Origin of the sequence: Psychrilyobacter sp. (assembly GCF_037132775.1) — a bacterium.
In the GTDB taxonomy this organism is placed as follows: Bacteria; Fusobacteriota; Fusobacteriia; order Fusobacteriales; family Fusobacteriaceae; genus Psychrilyobacter.
In genome coordinates, this window is sequence record NZ_JBAHZY010000154.1 from 1 (window position 1) to 11,457 (window position 11,457).

Genomic DNA, 11,457 nt, shown 5'->3' on the forward strand with positions numbered 1-11,457 from the left:
AAAAGGTATATTAATTTTTATAATAACGATAGAGGACATAGTTCTTTAGATTATGAAACACCTGCTAAGGTATATTTTGGTACTCAAAAAATTGCTTAAGTTTTTTCATAAACTGTTTGACAAACACGACCACCATAGAGAATTATACACGGGAATAAAATGGTATATTAATTTTTATAATAACGATAGAGGACATAGTTCTTTAGATTATGAAACACCTGCTAAAGTATATTTTGGTACTTAAAAAATTGCTTAAGTTTTTTCATAAACTGTTTGACAAACACGACCACCATAATTCATGGAACAAAAAAAGTTTATTTTTGTTGCTTTATTGTTCTATATATAAATGATATACTGTTAATAGCTTTGACAAATATATAACAGAGGTGGATAAAAAATGAAAATATTAAATAACATCCTAGAAACTATTGGAAGAACTCCAATTTTAAAAATAAATAATATCAACGATACCCATGCAGACATCTATATCAAATTGGAATCCTTTAACCCTGCTGGTTCTGTAAAAGACAGAGTGGCTTTGAATATGATAGAGGAAGCTGAAAAAAGCGGGCACTTAAAAAAAGGCGATACAATTATCGAGTCAACCAGTGGAAATACAGGAATTGGTCTAGCTATGGTCTGTGCCGTGAAAGGATATAAGTTAATCATTGTCATGCCTGATTGCGTAAGTGTAGAGAGAAGAAAACTTTTAAATGCCTATGGAGCTGAACTAGTTTTAACTGACGGGTCTCAAGGAATGAAAGGCTGTCTGTGTAAACTCGATGAATTGATGAAGCAACACCCAAATAGTTTTGCTCCTGATCAATTTTCAAACCCAGCTAACCCCATGGCACATTATAATTCTACAGGGACTGAGATTTGGGAAACTTTTAAAGATGAGTTAGATATCTTTATCTGTGGGACTGGAACTGGAGGAAGTTTTTCAGGAGTATCAAAATATTTAAAGGATAAAAATAACGATATTTATACTGTCGCTGTAGAACCTATGAGGGCTCCATTTATCTCTACAGGAGTTACTGGTCCCCACGATATCCAGGGAATGGGAATGAGTGCTGGGTTTATTCCTGCCACATTCGATCCATCTGTTATGGATGAAATAGCTACCATCTCCTATGAAGAGGCCAAAGAGATCACTAACAGGCTAGCCAAAGAGGAGGGAGTACTGGGAGGAATTTCTTCTGGAGCAAACTTGGCTACTGCATTAAACCTGGCTAGGCGTCCTGAAAATAAAGGTAAAAAAATATTGACCCTTATTATGGATACAGGAGAGAGATATCTTTCCAGCGGTATATTTTATTAATTCAATTTATATAAAATTTAAAACAGTTAAAACTCCTAAAAATCCTATAATAATAAATTTTATTCTTTTAAAAAAACCAAGAAGATTTAGTCATTCAAAACTAAATCTTCTTGGTTTCAATTTTTATAATCTTTTTTAATCCATCTCATATGTAATTAAAATACCTTCAATAAAACACCTTAAAACATTAAAAACTTTACTCAAATATAAAGGTAATTCTTTTAACTCTAATTCATATAGTTTTTATCTTTTTCTTCCTATGGCTATTTCATCAGCTAATATCTTCACTGTTTCTATAATTTCACCATCTTTTTTTAATAGTTCCAGTTGATCTTTTTTAGCTCTTTTTTTATTGTATTCTTCTAAAGCCTTATAATCCTTAAGTTCTACTTCATTTTTAGCCACCATCTTCTCATTGGTTATCTTTAGCCATTTATCTTCCAATTCCTTTGTTTCCCTCTCTCTGACCGTTCTATTTAAAGATATCTCTTTATCCTTTGTTATTTCTTGGATAACAGCATACCTTTTAGTATTATAGATAAAATCAGGATTTTTTGCTACTCTTTCCATATGTTTTTCGGTCAAATATTTTTTTAGTTGGTTATTACTTTTACTTTCTCTTCCATTTATTAGAGAGTCTACCTCATCCCAAGGGAGCGGATTATCCAGTGAACTTTCTCCTATCTCTGTACTGTCATATGTAGGAGGAAATAATATATCCGGCGTCACACCTTTATGCTGTGTACTTCCACCATCTATACGATAAAATTTACCATTAGTATATTTTAATTCTCCAAGGTCTAAAATTTTTATAGTCTGTACTGTTCCCTTCCCAAAAGTAGTAGTCCCCACAATTATTCCACGTCTATAATCCTGCATTGCTGCTGCAAAAATTTCAGATGCAGATGCACTGAGTCTATTTACCATGACTATTACTGGTTTATCAAAATAAGTTGTCATATCCCCGTCTCCTAAATAACTTACGCGTCCACCTTCCTTTACTTGGACTACAGGACCATAGGGTATAAATAATCCCATAAGATTATTTACTTCGCTGAGAGATCCTCCACCATTATTTCTAAGATCTATGATCAACCCATCTATATTTTCATTATTTAATTTTTCTATAATTTCCTTTACATCCCTTGTAGTACTCTTATAATTTTTATCTCCCTTACTATAAGCATCAAAATCCATATAAAATGAGGGTAGACTAATTACTCCTATCTTATAAATGGAATTTTTTGACTTAGCTTCCTTTATAAAATATCTAGCTCCCCTATCTTCTAATTTTACATTTTCCCTTACAAAAGTATATTCTTTCGCCGTTTTACTGCCACTTGGAATTACCCTTAATTTTACAGTTGTCCCCTCTTCTCCTCTAATAAGGTTTACGGCATCTCCCAGGGGCCAGTCCATTATATCTTCAAACGTTTTCCCATCTGTGGCTACAGCTATTATTTTATCCTCAGGCTGGAGTTGCTTTCCTTTTGCAGCAGGACCATTAGGCATGACTTTTACAACCTTAATAAATCCTTTTTCCCCCGTAAGTACTGCTCCTATCCCTGAAAGTTGCAGTTTCATACTTATATCAAAATCTGCTTTTTCCTTAGCCGAAAGATAGCTAGTATGAGGACCATATTCCTTTAAAAAAGCATTTACAAAATATGAATATATATCATCTGTAGTTTTTTTCTCCAATAATTTTTTTCTTGTTACCATCCTGCTCTTCATCCTATCAGTGCTCTCTTTATATGTCAATTCTTCATAGTCCTCTAAGGATAAGATGGATGACTTTAACATCTTTTTCCAATGGTTTTCATAGGCCTTTTTTGTTGAAAAATACGGTTTCTCTTCCCTATCATAAACTAATTTTTCATCCACAGTAAAATCTAAACTCCTAGGGTTTTTCAATAGTTTAGTTTGATATTTGATCACTCTTTCTACAGCATTTTTATAAATATCATATATTTCAAAAGCTGCTCTAGAGTTCCCCTTTAAAAAATCATCATCTAATTGTATCCCCCACTTTTCATAGATTTCATCTACTTCAGCTTGGGTGAAATATTGATGATTATAATCCAATGTATCCAGATAATTTTTTAGTACATTTTTAGAAAATTCATCATCTATATTTAAATCCTTATAGTGGGTTGTTTCTAATGAAAAAGATATATCCGATAACACCTTGTTCATTTGTTCTTTTTTTTCTCCATTTACTTCACCAACAGAAACTATTGCTATAAACAACATTCCAATTAATACCATTATTTTTTTGTGTATTTTCATATTATGCCTCCTAGTATTTTAGAGTTTTTCATCTATTAAGGTCTATCTTTTTTCCCTAAAAATTTAATATCTACTAAGTTCCTCTATCAATAAATCTGTTATACGATATTTTTTTAAATCATAAACTGTATGATCTATTTTTGATACTGGCATAATTCCCATTACAGAGTTAGTCAAAAACACCTCATCTGCCTCTAATAGTTTTTTTAGTGAAAAAAATCCTTGCTTTAACCTCAAATCTCTATTTTCGTCTATAATCTCTATAATTTTTTCTCTAATTATCCCCTTTAACAGTCCGCATTCCTTTGTGGGTGTGTGGACCACTCCATCTTTAATAAAAAATATATTCGACGTTGCCCCTTCAGATATATAATTTTTACAATCCAAAAATAATACTTCATCACTGCCTATCTTCTTGGCTTCCCTAAGTGCATATATATTTTCCAAATAATTTACTGATTTAATCCCAGATAATATAGAATGGGGGTTTCTTTTGAATTCAGATATTTCCATCTTAAATCCCTCTCTGTATTTTGAAGCCTTATACTTATCTTCCCTGTGGGTTATCAGCATATCAAATGAATCACAATTTTTCAAAATAGTTACCCTCAAAACAGAGTTTTCTAAAGAGTTTTTTTGAATATAAAGGTTTAAATAAAAACTTAATTTTTCAAAACTTAGTTCCATATTTATTTTAATTTTTTCAACCGCTTTAATTAAGCGCTTGTAATGTTCTTTCAAATAAATTAATTTTTTATCTTTTAATAAAATGGTCTCAAAAACCCCGTATCCATATAACAAACCATCTTCTATATTCAACTTAAATTCATCCGATGATATGAATTTATCATTTGAAATTATGTAATTCATCATACTCAACTCCTAAGTTATGTTCAGTGCCTTCACCAATGCCTGGCCCTTTACCAGACTTTCCTCATATTCTTCATGGGGATCTGAGTCCCAGACAATACCTCCTCCTACTTGAAAGTATGCCTTCTCATCCTTTAAAACTATTGTTCTAATTGCGATATTTAGATCCATATCACCATCGAATCCCAAGTATCCTATACTCCCAGTATATATATTTCTAGCCGTTGTCTCTAGTTCATCTATTATCTCCATGGCTCTTATTTTAGGAGCACCCGTGATAGATCCCCCTGGAAATGTTGATTTTATTATGTCTACTGCTGATAGTTCATCCTTTAGTTCCCCCTCTATTGTGGCTACCATCTGTAGCACTGTCGCATATTCTTCTAGATGAAATAACTCCGTTACCTTTACACTTCCCGTTTTGGCTACCCTGCTTATATCGTTTCTCATAAGGTCTACTATCATCAGTAGTTCAGCCCTATCTTTTTTACTATTTATTAACTTTGCCTTTAGTCTCTCATCTTCTTCTTTTGATTTTCCACGGGGTCTAGTTCCCTTCATAGGCCTAGTCTCTATTGTTCCATCAGTTAGTTTTATAAACCTTTCTGGTGAACTAGATATTATTTCTCCCTCTCCAAAATCTAAATATACGGCAAATGGAGCTGGATTTATTGCCTTTAAATTTTTATATAATTCATTGGAGTCCCCTTCAAAATCGCACTCAAACCTCTGGGTAAGATTTACTTGGTAGATATCCCCTGAATAGATATAGTCCTTCAACTTTTTTATAGATGCCAAATAATATTCCTCTGTCATATTAGAGTTTATATCTCTATCCTTCAGATTTTTTTTTGTTTCTTCTATTTTTAATTTTTTTTCATGTTGTTCTATATTATTTTCTATTTTTTTTATTATTTCCTCTATATTTTCTTTAAATCCTATTGCTCCTATATATTTTTTATTATCTCTATGATCTATTATTATGATCCCGTCATAAAACCCCATGACCATTTCAGGAATATCCACATTTTTTTTTACTTTCTTTGGTAATTTTTCCATCAGATGAGCTAAGTCGTAAGAAAAGTATCCCACTCCTCCACCTACAAAGGGGATCTCCTCCCTCTCAATTTTATATAGATCTAATTTCTCCTGTAAAATATCCAAAGGATTCCCATCCATTGTTTTCACCTTCCCATCTTCTTCTAAACTCACTCTATTTCCTTCTGATTTTATCATTAAAAACGGATCTACACCTATAAATGAATACCTTCCCAATTTTTCACTATCCATCCCACTATCTAAAAAAAACGGATAGTTCCCATCTTTTTTTATAGCTTCGAATAACTCCATACTATCTAAATTACTTTTAAAGTCTATAATTTTTGCTTTTTTCATCTCCTACTCCTAAACTTTTATTTTTACTTTGATTTCCTTGATTTGAAGAAAAGTTTTTGCTTCTGCTAAAAAGTTAGCCAACATCTCGTACCCACACTCTGTTAGGAGAGCTTCCGGGTGAAATTGCACTCCCTCTAAAAGATATTTTTTATGTCTTACACTCATTATCTCACCACTAGCAGTCTCTGCTGTAATCATCAGTTCTTCTGGCATTTGATTCCTATCGGCTATGAGAGAATGGTACCTTGTCACCTTTAACGGGGTTTTAAGCTCTTTAAAAACGCCTACTCCAGTATGACTTATCTCTTCTACTTTCCCATGAACTGGTATTTCAGCCTTTATTATCTTGCCACCTAATACTTGGATTAAAGACTGATGTCCCAGACAAATTCCCAATATAGGGATAGTTTTATAGAATTTTTTTATTAGTTCTATACTTATTCCTGCTTCATTTGGTGTTTTAGGCCCAGGAGATATAACTATCATCTCAGGGTTAAGTTCCTTCACTTTATCCAAGCTTATCTCATCATTTCTATACACCCTTACCTCTTCTCCTAATTCATTTAAATATTGAACTAGATTATAGGTGAAAGAGTCGTAATTGTCTATCATTAATATCATAATTTTCTCCTATAATGCCCATAGTTTATTATTAAAAGTATATGTCAATTTCATAATATTATCAAGAAATTAAATAATATAAAAAATCCTTCTACAGTTACTAGACTCATCTAGACTGTAAAAGGTTTAATTATTTTTTATTTTTTTATTTATTAAGTTCAAATCTAAACTCTATTAAAACTTCTATTTTGACATTTTATTATTAAAGTAATATAATACACTTAAAATATTTTAAGGAGGTTTTTATGTCACCAATTATAGTTCAAGTCTTAATTTTCAGTATTATAGGCTTTACATTTGGTTGTTTCTTAAGAAGCAATTTCTTAAAAAGTAAAATCAAAAGTTTCATTAACAAATTTAAAAAATAACCTCTCTTGCCTAACTTTGCTCTCCCTGAACCTCAAGAAATCAAAGTTAGGGATAGTTAACATCTTATTATTTATCCCCCTATTCTGTTTAATCTATTTTTTAATTTTTTCTTTAATCTCTCATTGTAATGGTATTTTTCATCTAAAATTAATATCTACTCTTAAATAATTTTAACCGGAGTGCATTACTCACTACCGAAACTGAACTCATTGCCATAGCTGCTCCTGCTATCATTGGATTTAGTAACGGTCCACCAAATATATATAAAACCCCTGCTGCTACCGGTATCCCTAAAGTATTATATCCAAATGCCCAGAACAAATTCTGCTTAATATTTTTAATAGTAGCACGACTGAGCTCTATAGCTACTGCTACATCCTTTAGGTCACTTTTCATAAGTACTATATCCGCTGACTCCATAGCTACATCCGTTCCCGAAGCTATCCCTATTCCAACATCTGCCTGAGCCAGTGCAGGAGCATCATTTATTCCATCCCCTACCATACCTACTTTATATCCCTGCTCCTGCAGTTTTTTTACCTCTTCTATCTTATCCTCAGGCATTACTTCAGATAACACCACGTCTATTCCCACTTGCTTCCCTATTGCCTCTGCTGTTTTTTTATTATCTCCAGTTATCATAGCTACCTTTATTCCCATATCTTTTAAATTTTGAATAGCTTTTCTGCTACTTTCCTTTATTGGGTCGGCTACTGCTATTATCCCACTGAATTTACCCCCTATAGCTATCATCATTGGTGTCTTCCCTTGTTTAGCCAATTGGTCTATCTTTTCTTTATCTTTAGACAGTATTTCTATATTATATTTTATCATCAATTTTTCATTCCCGACCAGGATAGTTTTTTCCTCTACTACTCCTACTATCCCCATTCCTGTTATTGAATTAAATCCACTTACCTTTAATAATTTCATCCCCCTTACTTTTACTTCTTCTATTATTGCTTCTCCTAGAGGATGTTCAGAATGAGTCTCAAGAGATCCAGCCAGTTGTAATAATTTTTCTTTATCTATTGCTCCGATTTTTTCTGATTTTTCTATATCTGTTACTTTAGGTTTTCCAAGGGTAATAGTCCCTGTTTTATCAAAAATTATGTAATTCAATTTATAGGTAGTCTCCAATGCTTCTCCACCCTTTATAAGTATCCCATTTTTAGCCCCCATACCAGTTCCTACCATGATAGCTGTAGGAGTAGCAAGACCTAAAGAACATGGACAAGCTATAACTAGCACTGCTATAAATATAGTCAACGCAAATATACTAGGATCATTGTTTAACTCTATCCAACCTAATTTCCCTGCTAAATACCATAAACTTGATGAAATCATGGCAATCACTATAACTATTGGTACAAAATATCCTGATATTATATCCGCCATCCTAGCAATAGGAGCTTTGGATCCTTGAGCATCTTCTACTAATTTTATTATATGAGCCAAGGTACTATCCTCTCCCACAGCTTTTGTTTCTACTTGGATGCTTCCATTTTTATTTATACTTGCTCCTACTACCCTATCTCCTACCATCTTTTTCACAGGTAAACTTTCTCCAGTCAGCATCGATTCATCTACACTAGTCTGGCCGTTTATAACCATCCCATCTACAGGAATTTTTCCCCCAGGTTTAACCAGTACAATATCTCCTACTTCTACCTCTTCTATCTCTATTTCTATTATTTCACCATCTTTCATAAGATTGGCCATCTTGGGTCTTAAATTTCCCAATTTCTTAATAGCTTCTGAGGTTTTCCCCTTACTTACATCTTCCAAATATTTTCCCAAAGAGATAAGTGCTAAGATTACCACTGCCGATTCATAGTACAAATGGTGTGCCATAGTTATATTTCCCATATAAATTTCAAGCGTTCCATATAGACTATATAATATTGCAGATCCTGTACCAATAGCTATCAAACTATCCATATTTGGATTCCTAAATAAAACTTTAAACCCTACCAAATAAAACCTTCTTCCTAAATAAACTACCGGCATTGTAAATAACAACTGAATCAGTGCAAAATTCAATGGATTTTTATTCAGGTCAATAATCTTAGGCAAAGAAGCTCCCAGCATAGATCCCATTGCTATATATAGTATTACTCCTCCAAAAAAAAGTAATCCCATCAATTCATACCATTTTTTCTTCAGTTCCAATTTTTTCTTGTCAAAATCCATATTTCCATTATTCTTTATAGCTTTAAATCCCAAACTTTCTATTTTTTTTCTAATCTGAGATAATTTTATCTCTTTTTTATTAAATTTTATCCTCATTTTTTCTGTGGCTAGATTTACCACAACTTCATTGACACCATTTTCCTTCCCTAGATTTACTTCTATACTCCTAACACATGATTGACAAGTCAACCCCTCTATCTTTAGAGTTAGATCTTCTACCAACTCTTCTTCTATAACCTTATACCCTGCATATTCAATAGTTTTCTTTATGGTCTCTAGAGTCACTCTCCTAGGATCAAAAACTATCTCCAATTTACTTGTTAAAAAATTTATATTTGCCTTTTCTACTCCGTCTAATTTTCCCGTTTTAGTCTCAATGGTTCTCACATAAGCCTGGCAGGTGATACCTCCTATCTCAATTGTCTCAGTTATTAAAGAACCACTTTCTATTATAGATTCTTCTTTTTCAGATCTTATCCTATCGCCAGTTTTTATAGTATTTGAATTTTTTTCTGATTCTTTTTTATTTATTTTTTCCTCATTTACAATTCCATATCCTGCTTTTATTATCTCTTTTTTTAGATGATCAAAATCTACTGCAATCTCACTTTCAAAGCTAATGGTTAAAGTAGAAGTTTCTAGATCCACTACCCCTTTACTTATGCCATTCATATTATTTGATATTTCTTCTACTTTTTTCTTGCACTTTCCACACCCTAAGCCCGTTAACTTTATCACTGTAGTTTTCATATTCCTCACTCCTTAAAGCCTTAAAGCCCAATACAAAATTAATAATTTATAATTAATTAAAAAATCATTTTTTTATACGAAAATTTTAATTTTTAAGACCTAACCAATATTTAGAGCCATGATGAATATAATTTCACTAATTTCCTGCCCTACAATTATACCCCCATACCCTATGTAAGGAGTTTACCACCTGACCTTTAAATTGTCAAAGATATTTATTATTTGGTATTTTCTTTAAATATAAAGTATACTTATAGTCAAAGCTATTTTAAAAATATATAGTTATATTAGGAGGTAAAAATGAAATTTGAAAATGTAGAATTTAAAAAACAAAAATGTTTTGGTATTGAAGAGCACATTACAACTGAAAATAAAAAAGAAGGCCTTATCAACACTATGTGGATGACCTTTGTAGAATCCGTTGATTATACAACTAGCGAAGTTCTCTATGGTGTCTCTAGAAATTTTGATATGACTACCCTGGAGTTTGATTATTCAGTTTGTGCTGAGATAAAAACTCCTATTTTAAAAGAATTTGAAAAAAAAGAAATAACTATCCCTGGCGGAAAATATGCTAAATTTAAGTCTAAAGGGATTATGAATACCGAAACAATAGAAAAATTTTATACCGATGTATTTACCTTTGCCATGGTAGGAGGAGAGATTACTTCAGATATGGAGAGAGGGATAAATTCCTTTGAACTCTATGATAATTCATATCTGGGTATGGATAATCCAGAATCAATCTATTATCTTTTAATTCCTATAAAATAATTGTTGACATTTCTTGTAAAACAAGTTATTATAAATTTGTAATTAATACAATTTAAAATAATATATATATACAAGGAGTGATTAAAAATGGCAAAATTAAGATGTACAGTATGTGGGGAAATATTAGATGCAAACGTTGAAGTCTGTCCAGTATGTAAAGCAGGTAAAGATAAATTCGTAGCCTATGATGAAAACGCCACTGAAGAATGGGCAACTGAACATAAATTAGGAGAAGGATTAGCTTGTGGAGATGCAGAGATCATCGAAGGATTAAGAGCTAACTTTGCAGGAGAATGTACAGAAGTTGGGATGTACTTAGCGATGTCAAGAGTTGCAGATAGAGAGGGATACCCTGAAGTTGCTGAAGCATACAAAAGAATTGCATTTGAAGAAGCAGAACATGCAGCTAAATTCGCTGAATTATTAGGAGAAGTAGTTTGTGATTCATCTGAAGAAAACCTAAGATTAAGAGTAGCAGCAGAATATGGAGCTACATCTGGTAAATTTGAATTGGCTAAGAGAGCAAAAAAATTAGGATTTGATGCAATCCACGATACAGTACATGAAATGGCTAAAGATGAAGCTAGACATGGAAAATCATTCAAAGGTTTATTAGAAAGATATTTTGAAGGGAAATAATTATGATTAAGAAAGAAGAAAATTCAATTGAATTTTCTTCTTTTTTTAATTTAAGGGTCTGTCTCATATTTTGTGTAAACCTCCAAATTAGTGTGAACTACAATTACATTAATTTGAAGGTTTTTTTATGAGAAAAAGAAGAAAAGATTTATCCCCTGATGAATTAGCGCGAAAAGAGCTAATTAGAAAATATCTTAGTAAAACACCTAATACCAGTTTGGATTTTAGTGCATTAA

8 protein-coding genes are annotated in these 11,457 nt (G+C 32.1%); 3 read left to right on the forward strand and 5 right to left on the reverse strand.

Going from position 1 to position 11,457, the window contains the following annotated elements; all coding sequences use genetic code 11:
• The first annotated feature begins 397 nt into the window (after positions 1 to 397).
• A complete protein-coding gene (cysK, locus tag V5784_RS11965) occupies positions 398 to 1,321 on the forward strand; it encodes a cysteine synthase A (protein ID WP_336889254.1) in 924 nt (307 codons plus the stop codon).
• A gap of 243 nt (positions 1,322 to 1,564) precedes the next feature.
• On the opposite strand, the gene V5784_RS11970 is transcribed toward cysK, so the two are convergent.
• The 5 genes from V5784_RS11970 to V5784_RS11990 all read right to left on the reverse strand — a co-directional run bounded on the left by V5784_RS11970 (position 1,565) and on the right by V5784_RS11990 (position 9,808).
• A complete protein-coding gene (locus tag V5784_RS11970; protein ID WP_336889255.1) occupies positions 1,565 to 3,610 on the reverse strand; it encodes a carboxy terminal-processing peptidase in 2,046 nt (681 codons plus the stop codon).
• A 63-nt stretch (positions 3,611 to 3,673) separates the two neighbouring features.
• Positions 3,674 to 4,483, reverse strand: a complete 810-nt coding sequence (locus tag V5784_RS11975) for an aminotransferase class IV (protein WP_336889256.1) — start codon at positions 4,481 to 4,483, stop codon at positions 3,674 to 3,676.
• A gap of 9 nt (positions 4,484 to 4,492) precedes the next feature.
• Positions 4,493 to 5,875 carry an aminodeoxychorismate synthase component I gene (gene pabB, locus V5784_RS11980; RefSeq protein WP_336889257.1) on the reverse strand — a complete coding sequence of 461 codons (1,383 nt, stop codon included), beginning with the start codon at positions 5,873 to 5,875 and terminating at the stop codon, positions 4,493 to 4,495.
• A gap of 9 nt (positions 5,876 to 5,884) precedes the next feature.
• Positions 5,885 to 6,496, reverse strand: coding sequence for an aminodeoxychorismate/anthranilate synthase component II (locus tag V5784_RS11985; RefSeq protein ID WP_336889258.1), 612 nt, complete (start codon positions 6,494 to 6,496; stop codon positions 5,885 to 5,887).
• A 516-nt stretch (positions 6,497 to 7,012) separates the two neighbouring features.
• Positions 7,013 to 9,808 (reverse strand): heavy metal translocating P-type ATPase, encoded by a 2,796-nt coding sequence (locus tag V5784_RS11990; protein ID WP_336889259.1) that lies wholly within the window; start codon positions 9,806 to 9,808, stop codon positions 7,013 to 7,015.
• A 300-nt stretch (positions 9,809 to 10,108) separates the two neighbouring features.
• On the opposite strand from V5784_RS11990, the gene V5784_RS11995 reads away from it, so the two are divergent.
• Together V5784_RS11995 and V5784_RS12000 are read left to right on the forward strand one after the other, a co-directional pair.
• Complete coding sequence (locus V5784_RS11995; RefSeq protein ID WP_336889260.1) at positions 10,109 to 10,582, forward strand: GyrI-like domain-containing protein; 474 nt, start codon at positions 10,109 to 10,111, stop codon at positions 10,580 to 10,582.
• An 87-nt stretch (positions 10,583 to 10,669) separates the two neighbouring features.
• Complete coding sequence (locus tag V5784_RS12000) at positions 10,670 to 11,221, forward strand: ferritin family protein (protein WP_336889261.1); 552 nt, start codon at positions 10,670 to 10,672, stop codon at positions 11,219 to 11,221.
• Positions 11,222 to 11,457: the final 236 nt, after the last annotated feature.